Origin of the sequence: Enterococcus sp. GC34 (assembly GCF_040886645.1) — a bacterium.
Taxonomy (GTDB): domain Bacteria; phylum Bacillota; class Bacilli; order Lactobacillales; family Enterococcaceae; genus Enterococcus; species Enterococcus faecalis.
The window spans coordinates 98679-123092 of record NZ_JBFOEF010000006.1 but is presented as its reverse complement, the minus strand read 5'-3'; the positions used below and the strand labels follow the sequence as shown (position 1 = coordinate 123092).

The window sequence follows — 24414 nt, the reverse complement described above, 5'->3', positions numbered from 1 at the left end:
ACTTCAAAGGGATTTTTGGTATACTGTATAAGATTGAAAAAAGAGAGAGGACGTTTAATATGACACAAAAACATGCCTTGGTTCAGGGAATGAATCCTCGACAAGAAGAAGCCGTTTTGCATACAGAAGGACCACTGTTAGTCATGGCTGGTGCTGGTAGTGGAAAAACGCGGGTTTTAACACACCGAATTGCCTATCTAATTGAGGAAAAAGAAGTAAATCCATGGAATATTTTGGCGATTACGTTTACCAATAAAGCTGCTAAAGAAATGAAAGAGCGTGTAAATAAATTACTGGAAACGGGTGGCGAAGATGTATGGGTCTCCACTTTTCACTCCATGTGTGTAAGAATTTTACGTCGTGATGTGGATCAGATTGGTTACAACCGTAATTTTACAATTATTGACCCATCGGAACAAAAAACATTAATGAAACGCATCTTAAACGACTTAAATATTGATTCAAAAAAATATGATCCTCGCTCAATTTTAGGTACGATTAGCAATGCCAAAAATGAATTACAAACGCCTGAAAAAGTTGCTGAAATGCAAGGTTCCTTATATGAAGAAATTGTCGCAAAATGCTACGAAGCCTATCAAAAAGAATTACGCAAAAACCAATGTATGGATTTTGATGATTTGATTATGAATACGATACGTTTGTTCAATGAACAACCAGATACGTTGGCTTTCTACCAAAATAAATTTCACTATATTCATGTGGATGAATACCAAGATACCAATCATGCACAATATACCTTAGTCAATTTATTGGCTGCACGTTTCAAAAATCTGTGTGTCGTAGGTGATGCCGACCAAAGTATCTATGGTTGGCGCGGGGCGGATATGCAAAATATCTTGGATTTTGAAAAAGATTATCCAGATGCCAGTGTAATTTTGCTAGAACAAAATTATCGATCCACCAAAAACATTTTGGCGGCTGCGAATGATGTCATCAAAAATAACCGTAACCGCCGCGAGAAAGAACTGTGGACAGAAAATATAGACGGTGAAAAAATTGTCTATTATCGTGGGGACACAGAACGGGATGAAACACAATTTATTGTGAGCCAAATCCAAAAAGAAATGCGGGAAAATGACCGAATTTATGGTGATTTTGCGGTATTATATCGGACCAATGCTCAATCCCGTGTAGTGGAAGAAATGCTCTTGAAATCTAATATTCCGTATACCATGGTGGGCGGACATAAATTCTACGACCGTAAAGAAATTAAAGATATTTTGGCTTATTTAAGTTTGATTGCCAATCCAGATGATTCGATTAGTTTTGAACGAATTGTCAATGAACCAAAACGAGGAATCGGTAAAAGTTCAATTGAAAAATTACGGCTATTTGCGGATACGCATGGTTGGGCTTTGCTGGAAGCTGCCCAAAATGTTGATTTGGCAAATATTTCAGGAAAAGCGGGTAAAGAGCTTGGTAATTTTGGAATGATGATTCAAGACTTAACGAAAACAGTGCCCTATTTAACGATTACAGAATTGGTGAAAGAAACTTTACAACGTAGTGGTTATCGGGAAGCTTTGATGGCGCAAAATAATTTAGAGTCTCAAGCTCGCTTAGAAAACTTGGACGAATTTTTATCTGTGACACAAGAATTTGATAAACGTTTTGAAGCGCAAAATAACGACGATCCAAATGGCGAAGAAACAAAATTGGCAGATTTCTTAACAGATTTAGCCTTGGTTTCTGATTTAGATAATTTAGAAGAGAGCTCTTCACAAGTAACCTTAATGACGTTGCATGCGGCCAAAGGGCTGGAATTTCCAGTGGTCTTTTTAATGGGCTTAGAAGAAGGGGTTTTCCCATTATCACGTGCCATGCTAGAAGAAAGTGAACTGGAAGAAGAACGGCGCTTGGCTTATGTTGGTATCACACGAGCAGAAGAAGCCCTATTCTTAACAAATGCTTATTCGAGAACATTATATGGTCGCACGCAATATAATCGACCAAGTCGCTTTTTAGAAGAAATTGAGGCGGAGCGTTTAATGAAACAAGGGGCGGCGGCCAATTTACAGAAAGCTCCAGCGCGCACCTTTGATCCTAAAGTATTTAAGCCCAGCGCAAGTAAACCAGCTTATACACAGCCAGCTACAAAATCAGTTAGCAACAAAGTGGCAAGTGGTGGCGAAAAAGTTTCTTGGCAAGCAGGTGATAAGGTCCAACATAAAGCATGGGGCGTTGGTACAGTCGTTCGTGTAGGCGGTTCGGCCAAAGACTTAGAGTTGGACATTGCTTTCCCAGAAAAAGGCATAAAACGGTTGTTAGCGGCATTTGCACCAATTGAAAAAATTTAACATGCAAAATAGGTCAGCGATTTAATGAGAAATCATCATTAGATAAATTCTTTTTATTTTCTATCTTAGTGTAAATGTGTTAAAAAGACGATAGGAGCATTACACTTATGAGGAGGAGTTCTACGATGGAACAACAACCATTAACATTAACGGCGGCGACAACTCGTGCGCAAGAATTAAGAAAACAACTCAATCAATATTCCCATGAATATTATGTCAAGGATCAACCATCCGTAGAAGATTATGTTTACGATCGTTTGTATAAAGAGTTAGTCGATATTGAAACGGAGTTTCCTGATTTAATCACGCCAGATTCGCCGACACAACGTGTAGGTGGCAAAGTTTTATCTGGTTTTGAAAAAGCTCCGCATGATATTCCAATGTATAGTTTAAATGATGGGTTTAGCAAGGAAGACATTTTTGCTTTTGATGAACGTGTTCGTAAGGCGATTGGTAAACCTGTTGCTTACTGTTGCGAGTTGAAAATTGATGGGTTAGCAATTTCATTACGTTATGAAAACGGGGTGTTTGTACGCGGAGCAACACGAGGCGATGGAACGGTTGGTGAAAACATTACAGAGAACTTACGAACGGTTCGCTCTGTACCGATGCGCTTAACGGAGCCCATTTCAGTGGAAGTTCGTGGCGAGTGCTACATGCCTAAACAATCCTTTGTCGCATTGAATGAAGAACGTGAAGAAAATGGCCAAGATATTTTTGCCAATCCTCGGAATGCAGCGGCGGGAAGCTTGCGCCAACTAGATACAAAAATTGTGGCGAAACGGAACTTAAATACGTTTTTATACACAGTTGCTGACTTTGGACCAATGAAAGCGAAGACGCAGTTTGAGGCATTAGAAGAGCTTTCTGCAATTGGTTTTAGAACCAATCCTGAACGTCAATTATGTCAGTCAATCGATGAAGTTTGGGCCTACATTGAAGAATACCATGAAAAGCGGAGCACTTTGCCATACGAAATCGACGGAATTGTGATTAAAGTGAACGAATTTGCGTTACAAGATGAATTAGGTTTCACTGTCAAAGCACCTCGCTGGGCGATTGCCTACAAATTTCCACCAGAAGAAGCAGAAACAGTAGTGGAAGATATTGAATGGACAATTGGGCGCACGGGGGTGGTCACTCCTACTGCGGTCATGGCTTCTGTACGAGTCGCGGGAACCACGGTTAGTCGGGCAAGTTTGCATAATGCAGATTTTATTCAAGTGAAAGATATCCGTTTAAATGATCATGTTATTATTTACAAAGCCGGCGATATTATCCCAGAAGTAGCGCAAGTCCTAGTTGAAAAACGTGCAGCCGATAGTCAGCCTTATGAAATGCCGACACATTGTCCGATTTGTCATAGTGAGTTGGTGCATTTAGATGAGGAAGTGGCGTTACGTTGTATTAATCCCAAATGCCCTGCGCAAATTAAAGAAGGGCTGAACCACTTTGTCTCACGAAACGCAATGAACATTGATGGCTTGGGGCCACGAGTGTTAGCACAAATGTATGACAAAGGATTAGTGAAAGATGTAGCGGATCTGTATTTCTTAACAGAAGAACAATTAATGACTTTGGATAAAATCAAAGAAAAATCAGCCAACAACATTTATACTGCCATTCAAGGGAGTAAAGAAAACTCTGTCGAACGTTTGATTTTTGGCTTAGGGATTCGACATGTGGGGGCGAAAGCGGCGAAAATTTTAGCGGAGCATTTTGGTGATTTATCAACCTTAAGTCGAGCAACTGCGGAAGAAATTGTGGCTTTGGATTCAATTGGTGAAACAATCGCCGACAGCGTTGTGACGTATTTTGAAAATGAGGAAGTTCATGAATTAATGGCTGAACTGGAAAAAGCCCAAGTGAACTTGACATATAAAGGTCTCCGGACAGAACAATTAGCAGAAGTGGAGTCACCTTTCAAAGACAAAACAGTTGTTTTAACAGGGAAATTAACGCAGTACACTCGCGAAGAAGCCAAAGAAAAAATTGAAAATCTTGGTGGAAAAGTTACAGGGAGTGTTTCGAAAAAAACTGACATTGTGGTTGCTGGCGAAGATGCGGGCAGTAAATTAACCAAAGCTGAAAGCTTAGGCGTGACCGTTTGGAATGAACAAGAAATGGTCGATGCGTTAGATGCAAGTCATTTTTAAGAAGAAAAATTAACGTTGTCAGATTTTATGTAGTAATTTGATGGTATGCTTATTTTAGTCATAAAAGTTATATGAACGAGGACTTTCTGAGTTGAGAAAGGAGGTTGATGCTTATGCGCAATTCTTCTTACCTTAATGAAAGGAGCAATATTTTTGTCCGTTGAAGCAGCGCTAGGACTGATGATTGGTTTTGCAATACTTGTTGTGACCATTATCTTCGGTATCTTAGCGCTTGTCTTAGACAACAAAAATAACCGTTCATAAGCTTTGAGGAGCTGAACGGTTAAGCGTTTGAAATAAAACCAATAACTCAGTAAGCCGCTAGTTCTTATAACTAGTAGTGGCTATTAGAGAGGTATGTTCCTGCATATCTCTCTTTTCATTTTCATAATAACATATTTCCGTCATTTTTGCGAGCGACAAATTATCAATGAAATTCAAGGTTTCATCTAAAATATCCGACCATTTTATGGTAGAATAGGAACAGAGTGAACAGCTGTGCTAAGCTGTTTAAAGAAATACAATCCAATTGATTAATCTGAAAATGAAAATTTCAGTAAATGATAGAAAGAAGGGTATCTATGGCAATTACAGAAGAACAAGTCAAACATGTCGCTAAATTATCAAAATTATCTTTCTCCGAAGAAGAATTAGCGGACTTTACCAATCAACTAGATAAAATTATTGATATGGTGGAATTACTAGAAGAAGTAGATACAACCGGGGTTCCTTTTACTTCAAATGTGAATGAATCAATCAATGTCATGCGTGAAGACGTAGCGACACCAGGAATGGACCGTAAAGAATTAATGCGGAATGTTCCGGAATCAGAGAATGGTTACATTAAAGTGCCTGCAATTATGGATAACGGGGAGGCAGGAGCCTAATGGAAAAATTATACGACAAATCGTTAACAGAGTTACATGATTTATTGGTCTCAAAAGAAATCACAGCAGTTGATTTAACCGAAGAAACATTAAATCGTATTCAAGATACAGAAGAACAACTAGGTTCTTTTATTACAGTTAGTGAAGAAAAAGCAATGGCATTAGCCAAAGCGATCGACTTAAAAGGCATCACTGAAAGTAATCCTTTAGCAGGAATTCCAATTGGGATTAAAGACAACATTGTCACAAAAGATATTTTGACAACAGCTGGATCAAAAATGTTACACAATTTTGACCCAATTTATGATGCGACCGTGATGGATAAAGTCTATCAAGCAGATATGATTCCAGTCGGAAAATTGAACATGGATGAATTTGCCATGGGCGGAAGTACGGAAACGTCTTACTTCAAGAAAACAAAAAATGCTTGGGATCAAACCAAAGTTCCTGGCGGTTCTTCTGGTGGTTCAGCTTCTGCTGTCGCAGCCGGACAAGTCCCAGTTTCTTTAGGGAGCGATACAGGTGGTAGTATCCGCCAACCAGCCGCATTCAACGGTATTGTGGGCCTAAAACCAACTTATGGACGTGTGTCTCGTTTTGGTTTGATTGCTTTTGCTTCAAGTTTAGACCAAATTGGTCCATTGACACGAAATGTTAAAGACAATGCCTTAGCTTTAAATGCAATTAGTGGTTATGACGAAAAAGACGGCACTTCTGCAGGTGTTTCTGTTCCTGATTTTACGGCAGATTTAACTGGCGACATCAAAGGCATGAAAATTGCTTTACCAAAAGAATACTTAGGTGAAGGGGTACAATCGGATGTTCGTGAAGCGGTATTAAAAGCAGCAGAAACATTTAAATCTTTAGGAGCAACGGTGGAAGAAGTTAGTTTGCCACATTCTAAATACGGCGTAGCGGTCTATTATATTATTGCCTCTTCAGAAGCAAGTTCAAACTTACAACGCTTTGATGGCATTCGTTACGGGTACCGTTCCGAAAATGTCCAAAATCTAGAAGATGTCTATGTTAATTCACGCTCTGAAGGTTTCGGAACAGAAGTTAAACGTCGGATTATGTTAGGAACCTTCTCTTTAAGTGCTGGTTATTATGATGCGCACTTTAAAAAGGCTGGTCAAGTCCGTACACTAATCAAACAAGATTTTGAGAATGTCTTTGCGGATTATGACTTAATCATTGGCCCATCCACACCAACAGTTGCCTTTGGTCTAGGGGAAAACATCAATGATCCAATCACAATGTATATGAATGATATTTTAACCATTCCTGTCAACTTAGCAGGACTACCAGGCATGTCCATTCCAGCAGGCTTCTCAGAAGGCTTGCCAGTTGGTTTACAAATTATTGGAAAACATTTTGACGAACATACAATGTACAAAGCAGCGTACGCCTTTGAACAAGCGACAGATTTCCATACGAAAAAACCAGTCATTTTAGGGGGGAACGATTAATGAACTTTGAAACTGTCATTGGATTAGAAGTCCACGTAGAATTGAAAACCAACTCTAAAATTTTCTCCTCTGCGCCAGCGCATTTCGGAGCAGAACCAAACAGCAACACAAATGTGGTTGACTGGAGTTACCCAGGTGTTTTGCCTGTCATGAATAAAGGTGCTTTAGAATTTGGCATGAAAGCAGCTCTTGCTTTGAACTGTGAAATTTCAAAAGAAACTCATTTTGATCGTAAAAACTATTTCTACCCAGATAATCCTAAAGCGTATCAAATTTCTCAATTTGATCAACCAATCGGACATGATGGTTGGATTGAAATTGAAGTGGAAGGCAAAAAGAAAAAAATTCGTATTGAACGAGTGCATTTAGAAGAAGATGCCGGCAAAAACATTCATGGCACAGATGGGTACTCTTATGTGGACTTGAACCGTCAAGGCACGCCTTTAATTGAAATCGTTTCTGAAGCAGACATGCGTTCACCAGAAGAAGCGTATGCTTATTTAGAAGCGTTGCGTTCAATTATCCAATTTACAGAAGTTTCTGATGTGAAAATGGAAGAAGGTTCTATGCGTTGTGATGCCAATATTTCTTTACGTCCGTATGGTCAAGAAGAATTTGGTACTAAAGCGGAATTAAAGAACTTGAACTCCATGAACTTTGTAAAAAAAGGTTTAGCTTATGAAGAAAAACGCCAAGCCAAAGTCCTATTATCTGGTGGCGAAATTCAACAAGAAACACGCCGCTTTGATGAAGCAACTAGTACAACGTTGCTTATGCGTGTTAAAGAAGGCTCAAGTGACTACCGTTACTTCCCAGAGCCAGATGTTCCTCGTTTTTCAATTGATGATGAATGGATTGAAAAAGTTCGCGCTAGTTTGCCAGAAATGCCAGCCTCACGTCGTGCCCGTTATATCAGTGAATTAGGGTTACCTGAATATGACGCAATGGTCTTGACTTTAACGAAAGAAATGTCAGATTTCTTTGAAGCAACTTTAGCAAACGGTGCAGATGCGAAACAAGCATCAAACTGGTTAATGGGCGAAGTTTCTGCTTACTTAAACAGTGAAAAAGTTGAATTAGCCGATACTAAACTAACACCAGAAAATCTAGCAGGTATGATTACTTTGATTAACGATGGCACAATCAGCTCGAAAATTGCGAAGAAAGTGTTCAAAGAGTTAATTGAAAACGGTGGAGACGCTAAAGAAGTTGTCGAAGCAAAAGGCCTTGTTCAATTATCTGATCCAGCGCAATTATTACCAATGATTAACGAAGTATTAGACAACAACCAACAATCAATTGATGACTTTAAAAACGGTAAAGACCGTGCAGTTGGTTTCCTTGTTGGACAAATTATGAAAGCAACTCGTGGACAAGCAAACCCAGGTGTGGTTAACAAGTTATTGCAAGAAGAGCTTTCAAAACGATAAGAAAGTAGCAGGCAAACCATGAAAAAAGCTAGAGTGATTTATAATCCAACGTCAGGCAAAGAGTTAATCAAAAAGAACTTAGCCGATATTTTATCTATTTTAGAAGAATGTGGTTATGAAGCCAGTGCATTTGCGACCACACCAGAAGAAAATTCAGCACGCAATGAAGCACATCGTGCTGCGCGTGCAGGATTTGATTTACTAGTAGCAGCAGGTGGAGATGGGACCATTAATGAAGTCGTGAATGGGATTGCTCCGTTGAAGCGGCGCCCTAAAATGGCCATTATTCCTGCTGGAACGACGAATGATTATGCACGGGCCTTGAAGATTCCTCGTGATAATATCGTTAAGGCAGCAGAAGTGATTAAAAAAAATCAAACTGTCAAAATGGATATTGGTCAAGCCGGCAAAAATTACTTTATCAATATTGCGGCGGGTGGTCATTTAACGGAACTGACTTATGAAGTTCCGTCAGAGTTGAAAAGTATTTTTGGCTACTTAGCGTACTTAGCCAAAGGAGCCGAAATGTTGCCGCGAGTGAAGCCGATTAAAATGCGCATGACATATGATGAAGGTGTGTACGAAGGCAACGCATCAATGTTTTTCCTAGGGCTGACTAACTCGGTGGGTGGTTTCGAGCAAATCGTACCAGATGCTAAATTAGATGATGGTAAGTTTTCATTAATCATTGTAAAAACAGCCAATATTTTTGAGATTCTTCATTTAGTTGCGTTAATGTTAAATGGTGGAAAGCATGTTGAAGATCATCGACTAATCTATACAAAGACCAGCTATTTACATGCAGAAACGTTAGAAAAGAACAATAAAATGATGATTAATTTAGATGGTGAATATGGAGGCGATGCTCCAATGACCTTTAAAAATATGCATCAACATATTGAAATTTTTGCAAATGGTGATGCACTGCCGTCCAATGCGATTATGGGTTCTGTCTTAACTGGCAGCGATGAAATTGTCGTAGAATCAGAAGACGAAGAGGAAGAAGCATATAACGAAGCTAGCAAAGAATTTGTCAAAGAAGTTGAACGACTAACAGACGAAGATATTGATGGCGATGGAAAGATTGCCGAAAAAGAAAAGCACTAAGTAGTCCGTGAATAGCTAATGAAAGATTTAGTTGATAAGATCTTTCATTGGCTATTTTTTGACTAAGGGAAAGGGTCTCATTCTTTTATTTACCCAAAAAGCTCAAACGGAATTGCTAAATCGCCATGAAAATTCGTTGTTGCTTTTCTTAGGTATTTTCATTAGAATGAGTGAAGTGTATAAAAAGAAGGAGCGACTTATGAAAAATTATCCAGTAAAGAAAAATGACGTCATTGAAGTAGAAATCGTTGACTTGACGCATGAAGGTTTAGGCGTGGCAAAAGTGGACCATTATCCATTGTTTATTGAAAATGCCTTACCAGGTGAAAAACTTGAAATCAAAGTCTTAAAAACAGGCAAAAGTTTTGGTTATGGGAAAGTATTGACTGTCCTAAAAAGCAGTGAACAGCGGGTGCCCGTGAAAGATGAAAACTTTACAAAAGTCGGGATCAGTCCGTTGCAACATTTAGCGTACGGCGCCCAACTATCATTTAAAACGCAACAAGTCGAAAATGTTATGCAACGTGTCGCTAAATTGCCAGAAGTTCCTGTTTTACCAACAATTGGGATGAACGATCCGTGGCATTACCGGAACAAAGCACAAATTCCCGTGCGTAAAATTGACAACCAACTACAAACAGGTTTTTTCCGGAAAAATAGCCATGATTTAATTCCGATGGAACATTTCTATATTCAAGACCCAGAAATTGATGCAGCAATTGTTAAAATCCGTGACATTATGCGTAAATATAGCGTAAAACCTTATAATGAATCTGATAATACAGGGAACTTACGCCATATTGTCGTTCGTCGTGGCTACCATACTGGGGAGATGATGGTTGTTCTAATTACGAGAACACCGAAATTATTCCCAATTAGTAAAATTGTGCCAGATATTTTGGAAGCTATTCCGGAAGTAGTCAGCATTGTACAAAATGTAAATCCAAAACGAACCAATGTCATTTTTGGCGACGAAACCATCTTATTACATGGGTCTGAAAAAATTACAGATACTATTTTTGATTTGAAATTTGAAATTTCCGCGCGTTCATTTTATCAAGTAAATCCACAACAAACAGAAGTGATGTATCAAAAAGTTAAAGAGTATGCGGCTTTAACAGGCAATGAAATTGTGGTGGATGCCTATTGCGGGATTGGGACGATTGGCTTAACTTTAGCCCAAGATGCAAAGCAAGTTTACGGTATTGAAGTAATTGAAGAAGCGGTCAAAGATGCAGAAAATAATGCTAAATTAAACAACATTGAGAATGCCACTTTCACGGCTGGTTTAGCGGAAGAATTATTGCCAAAATTAGTTGAAAATGGCTTGCAACCAGATGTTGTGGTGGTGGATCCACCACGGAAAGGGTTAGATGGTCAATTAGTAAACACATTAGTTGAAACGCAACCTGAACGAATTGTTTATGTCAGCTGTAATCCAGCCACACTCGCTCGCGACATTGCATTATTAACAGAAGGTGGCTATGAAGCAAAAGAAATTCAACCAGTGGATAATTTCCCACAAACGACCCATATTGAATCTGTCACGTTATTAACAAAGGCGGTGGATTAAATGAATGAAAAAGAAAAAATGTTAGAATTAATTAAAAAGAAACAAGGCGGTGGCCGTTCTAAAAAAATGGAAACTCCCAAAAATGATCGTAAAAACATGCGCAAAGGGCCTAAAATTTTTAATAAATAAGCGGTTATCAGTAAAAAGTTGCCGCCCATTAATGAAATGGGCGGCAACTTTTTTGTTAAAGTATTCCTAGCCAAACAAATAAGTTGTTCTTTTGCTAGTAAATCTGTTATTTTAGACAAAAGACAAGGAGGGCTATTCAGTGGAATATGTAACAACATTAGAAGAATTAGAAGAAAAAATTACAGACAATCGTCTACAAGCCGTCTTTTTGACAGCAAAAAATTGTAGTGTTTGTACAGTTGATAAACCGATTGTCGAAAAAATTTCAACAAAATATGAATTTCCTACATACATTGCAGAAGCTGATAAAAGTCCAGAAATAATTGGACAATTAAATGCTTTTTCTGCACCGACCATTATCTTATACTATGAAGGAAAAGAAATTCATCGCCAAGCTAAAATTATTAACTTTCAAGAAATTGAAAAGAGAGTTCGACAAGTACAAGAAAATAGTTAATCAAAAAGGAAGCCACCCACCGATCACGGAGAGGCTTCCTTTTTGATTATCTCGCTAAATGTTCAGTTTGTTGTTGAGAAAAAAGTTGATAACTGACAAAAACTTCTGCTCTTTTGTTTACTTCTAATTTAACGAAAATATTGTGGATATGTGTTTTTACTGTCCCGATTGATAGGAATAGTTCGTTGGCTATATCTTGATTTGTTTTGCACTCTAAAAGTAACGAAAGCACTTCTCTTTCTCGCTGCGTTAATTGATAGGCATCACAAAAAGGCGCCAAAAGTACGGGTTCATCTGATTGATTTTCTTCCAATTTAGTAGCTTCTTTTTCAAGAGCCGACAGAGGAAAATCACGATTACAGAAGTAGATAATGGCGATGGAGAGAATGATTGTATAAATATCTTCAGAAACGTTTCGGTTGTTAATTTTAAAGACAATATCAGAATATTGGTCAATGTTAAAAATAACGAAGGTATCTTCCAAAAGAATTGCCACACCGAAACCAATGCTTAGCCAACCAATAAAACGAAGATATTTTTTCGCAAGGGCTGATAAAGGATCTATTCGTAATTGATAGAGCGCATAGAAACCAAGGTAAATTAAAAATAACTGATTGGGTAAATAGTACAACCAAACTTTTAAGGCGGAATTTTGTGAAAATGGAATAGCTAGCATCCATAAACCAATTAAAAATAACCAGACAAATTGATAATTTTTAAAAGGACGCCCACTAATAGTATTGATAATAGCCAGATAGGCAAAATTACAACAAATAAAAATGATGGTCTTTAAAAAAGGTGCGGTCATAAAGGTCTGATTATATTCGGTTGCAAACGAATTAATGAACTCAGTCATATAAACAATCACATTGTCACAAATAAAAATAACCATTAAAAAGAGAAGCAATAAAAAAATCGGTTGTTTATTTTTCAAGTAAAGATTTAAGGTGAAGGTTGAAGTAAACGAATATAAAATAATCAACAAGATGTTATAAATAAAAACAAATGTCACGATTGGAAACCCCTTTCATCTTTTATTTTAAGTGAATGATTTTTCAAAATAATTATACCATTTTCAAATCTATGATTGGTCAGAAATTAGAGAGAAATCCGCCTAAACTTTTATAAACCCCTGGTGTACCAACGGTTTATAACCATAAATAAACTTTTTTTAATGAAAAATCACGCCAAAAAAGAAAGCGTTTTCTAACTTTTGGCGGATAGTAAACTCTTCGCTAAACTTGGTAAAGTCAATGTGTAAACAAAAACAACTTTTAGGAGGAACACATCATGAAAAGAGATTACGTTACAACAGAAACATATACGAAAGAGGAAATGCACTACTTAGTCGATTTATCATTAAAAATTAAAGAAGCGATTAAAAATGGGTATTATCCGCAACTGTTAAAAAACAAATCTTTAGGAATGATTTTCCAACAATCTTCAACTCGAACACGAGTATCTTTTGAAACTGCAATGGAACAATTAGGTGGACATGGCGAATATTTAGCACCTGGTCAAATTCAATTAGGGGGACATGAAACGATTGAAGATACCAGCCGCGTATTGTCACGTTTAGTAGATATTTTGATGGCTCGTGTGGAACGTCACCATAGTATTGTTGATTTAGCTAATTGTGCTACTATCCCAGTCATTAACGGTATGTCTGATTACAATCATCCAACCCAAGAATTAGGTGATTTGTGTACCATGGTTGAGCATTTACCAGAAGGCAAAAAATTAGAAGATTGTAAAGTTGTCTTTGTCGGAGATGCGACACAAGTTTGTTTTTCTTTAGGATTAATCACAACAAAAATGGGCATGAATTTTGTTCACTTCGGTCCAGAAGGCTTCCAATTAAATGAAGAGCATCAAGCGAAATTAGCAAAAAATTGTGAAGTTTCAGGCGGTAGCTTTTTGGTCACAGATGATGCAAGTTCTGTTGAAGGCGCTGATTTCTTGTACACGGATGTTTGGTATGGCTTGTACGAAGCGGAATTATCTGAAGAAGAACGTATGAAGGTTTTCTATCCAAAATATCAAGTGAATCAAGAAATGATGGATCGGGCAGGTGCCAATTGTAAATTCATGCACTGTTTACCAGCAACACGTGGGGAAGAAGTAACTGATGAAGTAATTGACGGTAAAAATTCTATTTGTTTCGATGAAGCAGAAAACCGTTTAACATCTATTCGTGGCTTATTAGTATATCTTATGAATGATTATGAAGCAAAAAATCCTTATGATTTAATCAAACAAGCAGAAGCAAAAAAAGAACTAGAAGTTTTCTTAGACACTCAAAGCATTTAACGGCCAACTGTCCACTGATTGAAAAAATGAATCAGTGGACAGTTTATAAAGAGAGGAAGAGTCTTCATGGAGGGGAAAAAGAAATTTAGTTTAACGAGTGCCATTTTATCAGTGATCTGTGTGGTTTTCGTTGCTGAAGCAGCGGCGCCTGTTGCTGCAATTGGTAATTCTCAGTTTTTTTGGTGGATTTTCTTATTAATTGCATTCCTATTGCCATATGGGTTAATTTCATCAGAATTAGGAACAACTTATATTGGTGAAGGGGGCATCTATGATTGGGTGACCAAAGCATATGGTCATCGTTGGGGTGCCAGAGTTTCTTGGTATTATTGGATTAATTATCCATTGTGGCTAGCTTCATTAGCCGTTATGACGCCAGAACTATTAACGACAATTACAGGTATTAAGTTTTCAACACCGATGATGATTATTGTTGAATTAATTTTTACTTGGATTGTGGTTTGGATTAGTTTTTATCCAGTCAGCGACAGTATCTGGATTCTAAATGGAGCTGCCGTAATCAAGATGGTTTTAGCAGTCTTAATTGGTGGGCTAGGATTGTATGTAGCCTTGACGAAAGGTGTTGCCAATGAATTTACCTTGAAATCAATGCTGCCAACGTTTGACTTAAGGAGTTTATCTTTTATTTCTGTAATCATTTTTAATTTGTTAGGGTTTGAAGTCATCTGTACGTTTGCAGATGATATGGAAAATCCTAAGAAGCAAATTCCACAAGCTATTGTAGCAGCGGGGTTAGTCATTGCGGCCATTTATATTTTTTCAGCCTTTGGAATTGGGGTAGCGATTCCCACCGATCAAATTAGTACCGGCAGTGGTATGATGGATAGCTTTAAACTATTGACAGGCTCGACAGAAGGTTGGTTCATTATGTTGATGGCTTTCCTATTCCTTCTTACGTTGTTCGGCAACATGATTTCTTGGTCATTAGGAGTCAATAATACAGCTTGTTATGCTGCTGAAAATGGTGACATGCCTAAATTTTTTGAAAAACGTAGTAAGAAAAATGACATGCCAATTGGGGCTGCTTTGATGAATGGCATTGTGGCATCGGTGGTCATTGTATTAGCACCAATTTTACCTAATCAAGATTTATTCTGGGCCTTTTTCTCCTTGAATGTCGTCCTATTCTTGTTATCGTATATCCCAGTTTTCCCAGCTTTTTATAAGCTTAGAAAAATTGATCCCGATACACCACGTCCGTTTAAAGTTAACGGAAAACCAGGATTTTTAAAAGTTTTAGTGGTTTTACCAATGATTATGATTATTATTTCACTGATTTTCACAGCAGTACCTTTAGATTTTAGTCCCGCAGCATTAAATGAAAAATTACCAATCACAATTGGGGCAATCATTTTTATTCTGTTTGGTGAAGTAATTATTTACGTGAAAAAAATTAAGAAGGGAACGAAAGAAAATGGCTAAACGAATTGTAGGAAGTACCCCTAAACAAGATGGCTTTAGAATGCCAGGAGAATTTGAACCACAAGAGAAAGTTTGGATGATTTGGCCAGAAAGACCGGATAATTGGCGTGATGGTGGTAAACCTGTCCAAGAAGCTTTTACTAATGTGGCCAAAGCAATTAGTCAATTTACACCGATGAATGTGGTGGTTTCTCAACAACAATTTCAAAATTGCCGTCGCCAATTGCCGCCAGAAATTACGGTTTACGAAATGTCAAACAATGATGCGTGGGTCCGTGATTGTGGACCATCATTTGTCATTAACGACCATGGAGAAATCCGTGGTGTGGATTGGACATTCAATGCTTGGGGGGGATTAGTAGATGGATTATATTTTCCTTGGGACCAAGACGATTTGGTTGCACAAAAAATTTGTGAAATTGAGCATGTAGATTCTTATCGTACAGATGATTTTGTTTTAGAAGGCGGTTCATTCCACGTAGATGGACAAGGAACAGTCTTGACTACAGAAATGTGCTTATTAAGTGAAGGTCGAAATCCACAACTTTCAAAAGAAGCAATCGAACAAAAATTATGCGACTATTTAAATGTTGAAAAAGTTCTTTGGCTAGGTGATGGAATTGACCCAGAAGAAACCAATGGTCACGTGGATGATGTAGCTTGTTTTATTGCACCTGGTGAAGTGGCTTGTATTTACACCGAAGATCAAAATAGTCCATTTTATGAAGCGGCACAAGATGCGTATCAACGTTTGCTTAAAATGACTGATGCTAAAGGACGCCAATTAAAAGTCCACAAATTATGCTGTCCTGTCAAAAACGTGACCATTAAAGGCTCCTTCAAAATTGATTTCGTGGAAGGAACCATGCCACGAGAAGATGGCGATATTTGTATCGCATCCTATATGAACTTTTTAATTACAAATGATGGCGTGATTGTGCCACAGTATGGTGATGAAAATGATCGTTTGGCTTTAGAGCAAGTTCAAACGATGTTCCCAGATAAAAAAATTGTCGGCGTTAATACGGTAGAAGTTGTTTATGGGGGCGGCAATATTCACTGTATCACACAACAAGAACCAAAGCGCTAGGAGGGAAACAGATGTCAAAAATAGTGATTGCATTAGGTGGAAATGCGTTAGGAAATTCTTCGAAAGAACAATTGGCAAAAGCACAAACCGCTGCAAAATCCATTGTTGATTTAATTGAACAAGGCCATCAAGTGGTGATTGCTCATGGCAACGGGCCACAAGTTGGCAAAATTCGCTTAGCTTTTGAGGAAACGAGTCAATCTCCAGAAGATGTCGTGCCGTTTCCTGAATGCACAGCAATGAGCCAAGGCTATATTGGCTATCATTTACAACAAGCAATTGATGAAGAACTAGTAGCCAGAAATTTAGGGGAACAACCAGTTGTTACGTTAATTACACAAGTCGTGGTGGATCCAAAAGACCCAGCGTTTACAAAACCAACAAAACCAATTGGTGGTTATTATGACGAAGAAACAGCCAAACGATTGATGGCGGAAACTGGGAACGTCTATCAAGAAGATGCGGGTCGAGGCTGGCGACGGGTAGTTCCTTCGCCAAAACCAGTTGATATTTACGAAAAAGTTAGCTTGCGAACACTTGTTGATGCAGGACAGATCGTAATTGCTTGTGGTGGTGGGGGGGTTCCTATTGCCTATGATGGTCCAGTCTATCATGGTGTAGATGCAGTCATTGATAAAGACTTTGCGGCAGCTAAAATGGCTGAACTCATTGAAGCAGATGTTTTTGTGGTATTAACTGCAGTAGAACATGTTTTTGTTAACTTTGGTCAAGCAAATCAACAAGCTTTGACCGATGTTACGGTTACGGCAATGCAACAATATATAGAAGAAGATCAATTTGCGCCAGGTAGTATGTTACCCAAGGTGGAAGCGGCCATCAGTTTTGCAGAAAGTAAACCAAACCGCCAGGCGATTATCGGGCTTTTAGAATTAGCTTCGGAAGCAATCAAAGGAGAAAGTGGTACACGAATTACACAATAAATTCTCAGTATTTAACTTTTACAAAAGACTAAAACAAACGCATTTAGCGGACTAACTTAATCGTTAGAGAGTAGGACATCGGTCGTTTTGACGGATGTCCTACTCTTTATTTTGTCTTTTTAACGAACAAAACTGTTAGTTGTCATGCAAAAATAAACATAGTAAGATAATCTTTAAATGGTATAGGAGGATAAAAATGTCTAAATTTTTAAAAGTAATCGGAATAATTGCTGTTTTGTTAGTCATAATAGGCGCTGCAGCGTATTGGTTTATACTCAAAAAGTTCACTCCTGAGGCAGAAACCCCAGCAATGTACAATCAAGAGAGAATCGTTAAAACGATTGAAGACCAATTAAAAGAAACAGATGTACAAAAAGCTCGTACTAAAGCACCGTTGATTATTGAAAAAAATATCACTGAATTACAGCAAGCGATTGCCAACGGAACATTGACCTATGAAGAACTTACGGCGTTTTATTTGGACCGTATTTTACAGTTCGATCAAATAGATAATGGTATGAACAGCATCTCTGAAATCAATCCGCAAGCAATTAAGGAAGCAAAGGCATTTGACCAGCAAGCCTCTCAAACACCGAAGAAGCCTTTGTATGGTATTCCCGTGACTTTGAAAGAAAATATAAATACGACCAACATGATTTCGAGTGCAGGAGCTTATGCCTTACGCACGTTCAAGCCTAAGGAAGATGCGGAAGTAGTTAAGAAGTTAACAGAGGCGCAAGCTTTGATTTTAGGAAAAGTAAACTTATCTGAACTAGCGAATTATATGTCAATGAAAGCACCAAGTGGCTATAGTTCCAAACATGGACAAACACTTAATCCTTATGGGCCACTCAAAATAACACCTTCAGGTTCAAGTTCTGGGAGTGCAGCCAGTGTGACGATGAATATCGGCGCCTTCTCTTTAGGCACTGAGACGATGGGATCGATTGTTTCCCCCGCTTCTCATCAATCAGTGGTTGGTTTTAAACCGACCCACAGTTCAGTAAGTGGCGAAGGTGTTTTGCCATTGGCACCGTCATTAGATACAGTTGGCCCGATTGCCCGAAGTGTCGTTGATGCTGCACAAGGCTATAATGCGTTTAAGAAAGACACGGTTCCGAGCATTGATTCAACGAAATTTACTAAAAATAACTTACAAGGTCAACGCATTGGGTTGCTAGAAATGCCAAGTGCTGAAGAAGAATTTACGGCTGCTAAAAAGGCCCTCCAAAAAGCTGGAGCAGAAGTGATTCCGGTAACGCCAGATATGGAAGGGATTGATGGCGGGAAAGTTATTTCCAATGAATTTAAGTTTGCATTGGAAGAATTTGCGAAACGTTATGACCTACCATTTAAAACACTGGAGGAACTAATTGCGTATAATCAACAAGATAAAAAGGTTCGTGCCAAGTATGGGCAAGATTTATTAGAAGCAGATGTTAAAAAGAAACAACCAGATAAAGAAGTCATTCAAGCAACCATTAAAAAAGCACAACAAACGTTTGATGCGTTGCTAAAAAAACAACAATTAGACGGATATGCTTTTATTGATTCTGAAGGTACGGGTTTAAGTGCCGTGGCAGGATATCCTGAATTGACTGTTCCTTTGGCGAAAAACAGTGAAGGACAACCTTATGGGCTGACTTTTACACAAACTGCCAATAAAGAGCAAAAGTTATTTGAGCAAGCTTACAGCTTTGAACAAAGTACCAAAGGACGGATAGTACTTTCAGACAACGAGCTGTTGGCAAACAGTAAAAAAATAAATAGAGATGAGCAGTAAAGGGAAACTAGGGATGGCGAAACACCCGTATCAAATCTAATAAAGATAATCGACCTACAAATGAAAGGAATTGTTTGTAGGTCGATTATTTAGGTTAGTCGTTTTTTTTGCTTTTTTAGGCGAATGTTTTCATGTAATAAGTTAATAAGTGGCCAGATTCGAGAAATAAGGCCATCAATTTTTAAGCATTTCAATAAAAAGAGTGAACGATGACTGTATTTGAAGTATAAATATGTGCGGTTGCTTCCGCTTTCGCAACATTAATTTGAAGCGCTACCGTCGTAAAGGGTTCTGCCGCAGGAATCATTAGATGGAAACAAATCCATGAATACATAGAAGATTAAAACAAGATGAAGAAAATATTGTAGCAATAAAGGATATCAGAATGCTTGTAGAATGACTATATGTAGTGTCTGTTTGTTTTTGTAATCAATATATAGTATTAAAATCTTCTTTTTATTCCGAAATCTGATTGACTTGTTTTTTAAAACGGAGTACTCTTATTGAGACGTCAACAGAGAAAAGTTTGGTTTTAGGAAGGTCGGAAATTTGTCGTGAATAAGAATTTTTTGGTGAATGATTTTAAAGGTTGGGAAACGAGAAGTTACTTGTTTTTAGCTTTGATGGTGGGGGTACAGTTGATTGCATTTGCTATCAATCCATCGAATTGGATTACGTTAGTAGGTGGTTTAGCAGGCATCATTTGTGTGAATTTAATTGCCCAAGGAAAAGTCAGCAATTACATTTTTGGCTTAATCAGTGCAGTGATTATTGGCTATTTTGGGTTAGTAACACGGGTATATGCGGAAGTTCTTTTACAAAGCTTCTATATTATTATGGACATTACAGGGCTTTATGCTTGGCTTCGGGCTAGCGAAGATGGCTCGGGTCAAGTAACCGAAGTAAAAGTTCTAAAAGGTATTCAGTGGTTGTATGCCTTTTTCACGTGGCTGCTCATTGGCGTAGCTGCATATATTTTGTTAGGCTTTGTAAATGATGCGCAACAAACATTAGATGCAATCACGTTCAGTGTTTCAGCGACAGGGATGTTATTGATGATTAAACGTTATCAATCGCAATTCGTGTTTTGGTTACTAGGAAATATTTTTTCAATTTTGTTATGGTTCCGAGCAGGGACGCACGCTGGTGGTGATTATGCGATATTTGTTATGTATTGTATGTATACTTTTAACTCAATTTTTGGTATGTTTAATTGGTTGAAGATAAAAAATAAAATGGAAAAAAATAGGTAGGGAGTTCGATGGCAGTGATTGTTTTAGCAGGTACGATTGGCGCTGGTAAATCTAGTTTAACAGCTTTAATTGCAAACCGTTTAGGTTCAGAAGCCTTTTACGAATCAGTTGATGATAATGAGGTATTACCTTTATTTTATGCGGAACCGGAAAAGTACGCATTTTTATTACAAATTTATTTTTTAAATAAACGTTTTGATAGTATTAAACAAGCATTAACGCATGAAAATAATGTATTGGATCGCTCGATTTATGAAGATTCATTACTTTTTCATTTAAATGCAGATTTAGGTCGTGCCAACGAAACAGAGGTCAAAGTGTACGATGACTTATTACAAAACATGCTCCAAGAATTGCCTTATGCTGCGCATAAAAAAAGACCTGATTTGTTAGTTCACATTCGTATTTCATTTCCCAAAATGTTAGAACGCATCAAAAAACGTGGCCGTCCTTATGAACAAATTGAGACAGATCCAACGTTGTATGATTACTATCAAATGTTGAACGAGCGTTATGATCAATGGTATGAAGACTATGATGAAAGTCCTAAAATTCAAATTGATGGCGATAAATATGATTTTGTCGAAGATCCTGAAGCGTGTCAATATGTCTTGGCGTTAATCGAGAAGAAAATTGAAGAATTAGAAAGATAAATAAAAAGAAGCAAGTCCGGACTTGCTTCTTTTTGACTTAAAATGTGGATAGATAGGCTAAAGTTGCTACTAAATAAAGGAGTGTAGTGCTAAATTATAGAATCGGATTTTAACCTTCCCCTAAGTTAAAATCGGATAATCTATCCATCGACAGTTTAAGTTTGTATAAAATAGCGGTAGCTATTATCAACGAAGTCATTCATCGGTTGACCTGACTTCTCTAGAAGTATACCATCGAAAATAACCGACAGTTGTTCAAAATTTGGACTTAGTAAGTGTAAATTTTGATTGAAAGTTTCTGTAAATCAATCATTTATTCAAAAAAATAATGCTCGAAAGAAGGAAGATAAATGGGCCAAATTTGGTTTGAACGCATTCTACGTTGGCGCAAAAAAGCGCAACGATTTTTACAAGGACGTTATGCCCGGTTCGATGAATTGAATCGAACGCTGTTGCTAACAAGTGTTGTGCTGGCGCTTATCAATATTTTTACTGGCTATCTTTGGGTTCGATTATTGATTTTAATCACAGTCGCCTACGTGTATTATCGCTTTTTTTCAAAACATATTCACCCGCGATTGAATGAAAATCAACGGTTTATTCTTCGAAAACAACGCCTAATGCAAAAGGTTCATGCTTTTCGCAAGCGACACATGACTCAGAAAGGATATCGTTATTTTAAATGTCCAAAATGTCAGCAGTCATTACGTGCGCCGAAAGGACGAGGAACAATCAAAGTCACTTGTTCAAACTGCCAAAATCAATTTATCAAAAAAGTCTGACCTTCTGTGTTTTTTGGTCTAGGCAACTTTCGGACTTGTGGTATACTTGAGAAAAGAAACCATTGGATATTCTAAAAGGGGAATATCTTGTTAAAAAAGGAGAGAAAAAACAATGGAAATTAAACGCCAACAAGAAATTGTTGAAGCGTATCACTATGATATGCGAGTACCTGATTCAGAAGTAGAGACAGATTTACGTGTCAGTTTTTCACCAATTGAAGTAGAAGAAGAAAATTATCCAGAAAATAGCTCAGCACTTGTTGCTCGCTTAGAATTTCGAATTGTCTTTGACGAATTTGTTTTATCAGGGGCGATTAGCCAAATTAATCACATTATTGATCGTAAAATTGAAAAACAAGAAGATATTTCGCAAGAAGAAGTCGATGAACTTGTACGTCCTTTATTTAGCATCGTCGAACGTTTATCTTATGAAGTAACTGAAATTGCTCTGGATCGTCCAGGTGTTCAATTGAATTTTCAACAATCAGAAGAAGCTTAACTTTTAAAAACAGCGTTTGTAACGGATTCCGTTACAAACGCTGTTTTTATTCTTGTGAAGATTTAGCAACCAAAGCTTTTTTAAACTGTTCATAATTTTTTGTAGCGATATCCACATAAGCAATCGGCTGACCAACTTTGGTGATTTTTTCGGGAAGATAGGGAGCGAGCATTTCATTGTACAAAATGAACGCAGCTTCTGGTACTTTCTCTGAAAGAACATCATAACTGATAAAGTCAATTTCATAGGTTGGTTGAAAAAAGGCTTTGATGTTTTGCTGCTCTTTATTTGAAAAGAGCCAAGGACCTCCATTTGCAGGGCTCCCAACATACAACATTGCTCCATCACGGTTGACAGAAAGGATCCAACAAATTTTTTGCATACGCTTACACCTCCTAGAACTAAGTATATCACGTCAGATTAAAAGAAAGAGGACAAAAAACAAATTATTTTTACAGTGACTAGTAAAACAACGCTTGGTGATAGTTTTAAACTATCGCAACGGTTATTTTCTATCAAAAAGTAAGCAAATTATCCCACTATTTGCTATAAAATAAGGTACAATAGAACTATCACTGGAAACAGTCTGCTGTTTTCAGGGTATTTACTGGAGAGTGAGTACCGGGAACCTTTACTTCCTTTGATGTACTTGTCATTAAAAACATAGGGAGGAACTAAAATGACAACATTCATCACTGTATTAGTGATCCTTGCATTTATTGCTGTGTTATTCGGTTTCTACCAAATGCAAAAGAAACATTTAAAATTCTCAACACGTGTCTTTTCAGCATTAGGCGTGGGGATTGTTTTAGGTGCAATTATTCAATTTGCTTTTGGTACAGACAGTAAAATTACTACGCAATCAATGGAATGGATCGGGATTGTAGGTAATGGTTATGTAGCGTTTCTACAAATGCTCGTAATTCCGTTAGTATTTGTATCTATCGTAGGTGCATTTACAAAAATGAAAGAATCCAATAAATTAGGAAAAATTAGCTTTAATGTGTTAGCCACCTTACTAGGAACAACAGCAGTAGCTGCCTTGGTGGGGATTGGAACAACCTTAGCGTTTGGTCTTCAAGGGGCAAAATTCACGCAAGGTGCTGCAGAAACGTCAAGAATTGCTGAGTTAGCGACGCGTCAAGATGCGATTCAAGATTTGACGATTCCACAACAAATCGTTTCATTTATTCCTAAAAATGTCTTTGCTGACTTTGCGGGAACACGACCAATGAGTACCATTGGGGTGGTAATCTTTGCTGCGTTTGTTGGTGTCGCTTATTTAGGCGTTCGTCGTAAAGCGCCAAAAGAAGCTGAATTTTTTGCAAATTTAATTGATAGTTTATATAAAATTACCATGCGAATTGTTACCTTAGTTTTACGCTTGACCCCTTATGGCGTGTTAGCGTTAATGATTAATGTTGTAGCAACAAGTGATTTTGTTGCGATTATTAACTTAGGTAAATTTGTGTTGGCATCGTATGTGGCCTTAATCATTGTTTTTGCCATTCACATGCTGATTTTAATTACTTTAAAAGTCAATCCAGTTACGTATCTAAAGAAAGTTTTTCCAGTCTTGAGCTTTGCTTTTACTTCTCGTTCAAGTGCAGGAGCTTTACCATTAAATATTGAAACACAAACCAAAGCATTAGGTGTCGATGATGCCACAGCAAACTTTGCTGGTAGTTTCGGTTTGTCTATTGGACAAAATGGTTGTGCCGGCGTTTATCCAGCTATGTTAGCAACCATCGTTGCACCAACTGTTGGAATTGATGTCTTTAGTTTACAATTTATTTTAATGTTAGTAGCAGTTGTCACAATCAGTTCATTTGGCGTAGCCGGTGTCGGCGGCGGAGCAACCTTTGCTTCTCTAATCGTTTTAGGCGCAATGAACTTGCCAGTTGCAATTGTTGGTTTAGTAATTTCGGTTGAACCACTTATTGACATGGCGCGGACAGCTGTTAACGTTAACGATAGTATGGTTGCAGGTGTGTTAACAAGTGCTCGTATTCATGAATTAGATCGTGATGTCTTAAATGATCGCGACGTTGTCTTAGATGCAAATATCTAAATCAATAAAACGAAAAGTGTTTGAGCAATGTCTTGCTCAAACACTTTTTTTGATTTTAAGCGA

23 protein-coding genes are annotated in these 24414 nt (G+C 37.7%); 20 read left to right on the top strand and 3 right to left on the bottom strand.

What is annotated here, in order from left to right; all coding sequences use genetic code 11:
- Nucleotides 1-59 precede the first annotated feature (59 nt).
- Both pcrA and ligA read left to right on the top strand, forming a co-directional pair.
- Nucleotides 60-2318 (top strand): DNA helicase PcrA, encoded by a 2259-nt coding sequence (gene pcrA / locus AB3I72_RS07690; protein WP_002363179.1) that lies wholly within the window; start codon nt 60-62, stop codon nt 2316-2318.
- A gap of 125 nt (nt 2319-2443) precedes the next feature.
- Nucleotides 2444-4474 (top strand): NAD-dependent DNA ligase LigA, encoded by a 2031-nt coding sequence (ligA, locus tag AB3I72_RS07685; protein ID WP_368023785.1) that lies wholly within the window; start codon nt 2444-2446, stop codon nt 4472-4474.
- Here the strand turns inward: ligA and AB3I72_RS07680 are convergent.
- Nucleotides 4471-4686 carry a hypothetical protein gene (locus AB3I72_RS07680; RefSeq protein ID WP_306297608.1) on the bottom strand — a complete coding sequence of 72 codons (216 nt, stop codon included), beginning with the start codon at nt 4684-4686 and terminating at the stop codon, nt 4471-4473. The genes ligA and AB3I72_RS07680 overlap by 4 nt on opposite strands.
- Here AB3I72_RS07680 and AB3I72_RS07675 point away from each other — a divergent pair.
- The 8 genes from AB3I72_RS07675 (at nt 4652) to AB3I72_RS07640 (ending at nt 11526) form a co-directional block, all read left to right on the top strand.
- A complete protein-coding gene (locus AB3I72_RS07675; RefSeq protein WP_307771762.1) occupies nt 4652-4738 on the top strand; it encodes a hypothetical protein in 87 nt (28 codons plus the stop codon). The genes AB3I72_RS07680 and AB3I72_RS07675 overlap by 35 nt on opposite strands.
- A gap of 317 nt (nt 4739-5055) precedes the next feature.
- Nucleotides 5056-5361 (top strand): Asp-tRNA(Asn)/Glu-tRNA(Gln) amidotransferase subunit GatC, encoded by a 306-nt coding sequence (gene gatC, locus AB3I72_RS07670; RefSeq protein ID WP_002355569.1) that lies wholly within the window; start codon nt 5056-5058, stop codon nt 5359-5361.
- The gene (gene gatA, locus AB3I72_RS07665; protein ID WP_002419989.1) at nt 5361-6830 is read left to right on the top strand and encodes an Asp-tRNA(Asn)/Glu-tRNA(Gln) amidotransferase subunit GatA; all 1470 of its coding nucleotides are present in this window, start codon (nt 5361-5363) and stop codon (nt 6828-6830) included. Before gatC ends, gatA begins: the two co-directional genes overlap by 1 nt.
- Nucleotides 6830-8260, top strand: a complete 1431-nt coding sequence (gene gatB, locus AB3I72_RS07660; protein ID WP_002358703.1) for an Asp-tRNA(Asn)/Glu-tRNA(Gln) amidotransferase subunit GatB — start codon at nt 6830-6832, stop codon at nt 8258-8260. The genes gatA and gatB overlap by 1 nt, the downstream gene beginning before the upstream one ends.
- Before the next feature lie 18 nt (nt 8261-8278).
- Complete coding sequence (locus AB3I72_RS07655; protein ID WP_002355572.1) at nt 8279-9367, top strand: diacylglycerol kinase; 1089 nt, start codon at nt 8279-8281, stop codon at nt 9365-9367.
- Between the two features lie 199 nt (nt 9368-9566).
- The gene (gene rlmD, locus AB3I72_RS07650) at nt 9567-10940 is read left to right on the top strand and encodes a 23S rRNA (uracil(1939)-C(5))-methyltransferase RlmD (protein WP_086281258.1); all 1374 of its coding nucleotides are present in this window, start codon (nt 9567-9569) and stop codon (nt 10938-10940) included.
- Nucleotides 10941-11069 (top strand): hypothetical protein, encoded by a 129-nt coding sequence (locus AB3I72_RS07645; RefSeq protein ID WP_002355577.1) that lies wholly within the window; start codon nt 10941-10943, stop codon nt 11067-11069.
- Between the two features lie 139 nt (nt 11070-11208).
- Nucleotides 11209-11526 (top strand): thioredoxin family protein, encoded by a 318-nt coding sequence (locus AB3I72_RS07640; RefSeq protein ID WP_002383003.1) that lies wholly within the window; start codon nt 11209-11211, stop codon nt 11524-11526.
- A 46-nt stretch (nt 11527-11572) separates the two neighbouring features.
- Here AB3I72_RS07640 and AB3I72_RS07635 read toward each other — a convergent pair whose 3' ends face one another.
- Nucleotides 11573-12418: a helix-turn-helix transcriptional regulator gene (locus AB3I72_RS07635; RefSeq protein WP_025189171.1), complete on the bottom strand. Its 846-nt coding sequence runs from the start codon at nt 12416-12418 to the stop codon at nt 11573-11575.
- Nucleotides 12419-12816: 398 nt separating this feature from the next.
- On the opposite strand from AB3I72_RS07635, the gene ptcA reads away from it, so the two are divergent.
- The 9 genes from ptcA to AB3I72_RS07590 all read left to right on the top strand — a co-directional run bounded on the left by ptcA (nt 12817) and on the right by AB3I72_RS07590 (nt 22280).
- On the top strand, nt 12817-13836 hold the full coding sequence (gene ptcA, locus AB3I72_RS07630) for a putrescine carbamoyltransferase (protein ID WP_002355587.1): 1020 nt from the start codon (nt 12817-12819) through the stop codon (nt 13834-13836).
- Nucleotides 13837-13902: 66 nt separating this feature from the next.
- The gene (locus AB3I72_RS07625; RefSeq protein WP_002355588.1) at nt 13903-15279 is read left to right on the top strand and encodes an APC family permease; all 1377 of its coding nucleotides are present in this window, start codon (nt 13903-13905) and stop codon (nt 15277-15279) included.
- Nucleotides 15272-16369 carry an agmatine deiminase gene (gene aguA / locus AB3I72_RS07620; RefSeq protein WP_002364800.1) on the top strand — a complete coding sequence of 366 codons (1098 nt, stop codon included), beginning with the start codon at nt 15272-15274 and terminating at the stop codon, nt 16367-16369. The genes AB3I72_RS07625 and aguA overlap by 8 nt, the downstream gene beginning before the upstream one ends.
- Before the next feature lie 11 nt (nt 16370-16380).
- Entirely contained in the window at nt 16381-17310 is a 930-nt protein-coding gene (gene arcC, locus AB3I72_RS07615) for a carbamate kinase (protein ID WP_368023784.1), read from the top strand.
- A gap of 196 nt (nt 17311-17506) precedes the next feature.
- Nucleotides 17507-19093, top strand: a complete 1587-nt coding sequence (locus tag AB3I72_RS07610) for an amidase family protein (protein ID WP_368023783.1) — start codon at nt 17507-17509, stop codon at nt 19091-19093.
- A 554-nt stretch (nt 19094-19647) separates the two neighbouring features.
- On the top strand, nt 19648-20346 hold the full coding sequence (pnuC, locus tag AB3I72_RS07605; protein WP_002355593.1) for a nicotinamide riboside transporter PnuC: 699 nt from the start codon (nt 19648-19650) through the stop codon (nt 20344-20346).
- 8 nt (nt 20347-20354) lie between these two features.
- Nucleotides 20355-20999 (top strand): deoxynucleoside kinase, encoded by a 645-nt coding sequence (locus tag AB3I72_RS07600; protein ID WP_002355594.1) that lies wholly within the window; start codon nt 20355-20357, stop codon nt 20997-20999.
- 350 nt (nt 21000-21349) lie between these two features.
- Nucleotides 21350-21781: a hypothetical protein gene (locus AB3I72_RS07595; protein WP_002383008.1), complete on the top strand. Its 432-nt coding sequence runs from the start codon at nt 21350-21352 to the stop codon at nt 21779-21781.
- 112 nt (nt 21782-21893) lie between these two features.
- Nucleotides 21894-22280, top strand: a complete 387-nt coding sequence (locus tag AB3I72_RS07590; protein WP_002358717.1) for a DUF1149 family protein — start codon at nt 21894-21896, stop codon at nt 22278-22280.
- 46 nt (nt 22281-22326) lie between these two features.
- On the opposite strand, the gene AB3I72_RS07585 is transcribed toward AB3I72_RS07590, so the two are convergent.
- Nucleotides 22327-22662 carry a hypothetical protein gene (locus AB3I72_RS07585; protein WP_002419997.1) on the bottom strand — a complete coding sequence of 112 codons (336 nt, stop codon included), beginning with the start codon at nt 22660-22662 and terminating at the stop codon, nt 22327-22329.
- A 297-nt stretch (nt 22663-22959) separates the two neighbouring features.
- On the opposite strand from AB3I72_RS07585, the gene AB3I72_RS07580 reads away from it, so the two are divergent.
- A complete protein-coding gene (locus AB3I72_RS07580) occupies nt 22960-24351 on the top strand; it encodes an L-cystine transporter (RefSeq protein ID WP_002355598.1) in 1392 nt (463 codons plus the stop codon).
- Nucleotides 24352-24414: the final 63 nt, after the last annotated feature.

What these genes read in the sequence shown, in the direction of transcription:
- AB3I72_RS07625 (WP_002355588.1), top strand. Translation starts at nt 13,903, where the DNA reads ATGGAGGGGAAAAAGAAATTTAGTTTAACGAGTGCCATTTTATCAGTG.
- gatC (WP_002355569.1), top strand. Translation starts at nt 5,056, where the DNA reads ATGGCAATTACAGAAGAACAAGTCAAACATGTCGCTAAATTATCAAAA.
- AB3I72_RS07585 (WP_002419997.1), bottom strand. Translation starts at nt 22,662, where the DNA reads ATGCAAAAAATTTGTTGGATCCTTTCTGTCAACCGTGATGGAGCAATG.
- AB3I72_RS07590 (WP_002358717.1), top strand. Translation starts at nt 21,894, where the DNA reads ATGGAAATTAAACGCCAACAAGAAATTGTTGAAGCGTATCACTATGAT.
- AB3I72_RS07680 (WP_306297608.1), bottom strand. Translation starts at nt 4,686, where the DNA reads ATGGTCACAACAAGTATTGCAAAACCAATCATCAGTCCTAGCGCTGCT.
- rlmD (WP_086281258.1), top strand. Translation starts at nt 9,567, where the DNA reads ATGAAAAATTATCCAGTAAAGAAAAATGACGTCATTGAAGTAGAAATC.
- ptcA (WP_002355587.1), top strand. Translation starts at nt 12,817, where the DNA reads ATGAAAAGAGATTACGTTACAACAGAAACATATACGAAAGAGGAAATG.
- AB3I72_RS07595 (WP_002383008.1), top strand. Translation starts at nt 21,350, where the DNA reads ATGGGCCAAATTTGGTTTGAACGCATTCTACGTTGGCGCAAAAAAGCG.
- AB3I72_RS07610 (WP_368023783.1), top strand. Translation starts at nt 17,507, where the DNA reads ATGTCTAAATTTTTAAAAGTAATCGGAATAATTGCTGTTTTGTTAGTC.
- arcC (WP_368023784.1), top strand. Translation starts at nt 16,381, where the DNA reads ATGTCAAAAATAGTGATTGCATTAGGTGGAAATGCGTTAGGAAATTCT.
- AB3I72_RS07600 (WP_002355594.1), top strand. Translation starts at nt 20,355, where the DNA reads ATGGCAGTGATTGTTTTAGCAGGTACGATTGGCGCTGGTAAATCTAGT.
- AB3I72_RS07645 (WP_002355577.1), top strand. Translation starts at nt 10,941, where the DNA reads ATGAATGAAAAAGAAAAAATGTTAGAATTAATTAAAAAGAAACAAGGC.
- aguA (WP_002364800.1), top strand. Translation starts at nt 15,272, where the DNA reads ATGGCTAAACGAATTGTAGGAAGTACCCCTAAACAAGATGGCTTTAGA.
- gatA (WP_002419989.1), top strand. Translation starts at nt 5,361, where the DNA reads ATGGAAAAATTATACGACAAATCGTTAACAGAGTTACATGATTTATTG.
- ligA (WP_368023785.1), top strand. Translation starts at nt 2,444, where the DNA reads ATGGAACAACAACCATTAACATTAACGGCGGCGACAACTCGTGCGCAA.
- AB3I72_RS07635 (WP_025189171.1), bottom strand. Translation starts at nt 12,418, where the DNA reads ATGGTTATTTTTATTTGTGACAATGTGATTGTTTATATGACTGAGTTC.
- AB3I72_RS07580 (WP_002355598.1), top strand. Translation starts at nt 22,960, where the DNA reads ATGACAACATTCATCACTGTATTAGTGATCCTTGCATTTATTGCTGTG.
- pcrA (WP_002363179.1), top strand. Translation starts at nt 60, where the DNA reads ATGACACAAAAACATGCCTTGGTTCAGGGAATGAATCCTCGACAAGAA.
- gatB (WP_002358703.1), top strand. Translation starts at nt 6,830, where the DNA reads ATGAACTTTGAAACTGTCATTGGATTAGAAGTCCACGTAGAATTGAAA.
- AB3I72_RS07655 (WP_002355572.1), top strand. Translation starts at nt 8,279, where the DNA reads ATGAAAAAAGCTAGAGTGATTTATAATCCAACGTCAGGCAAAGAGTTA.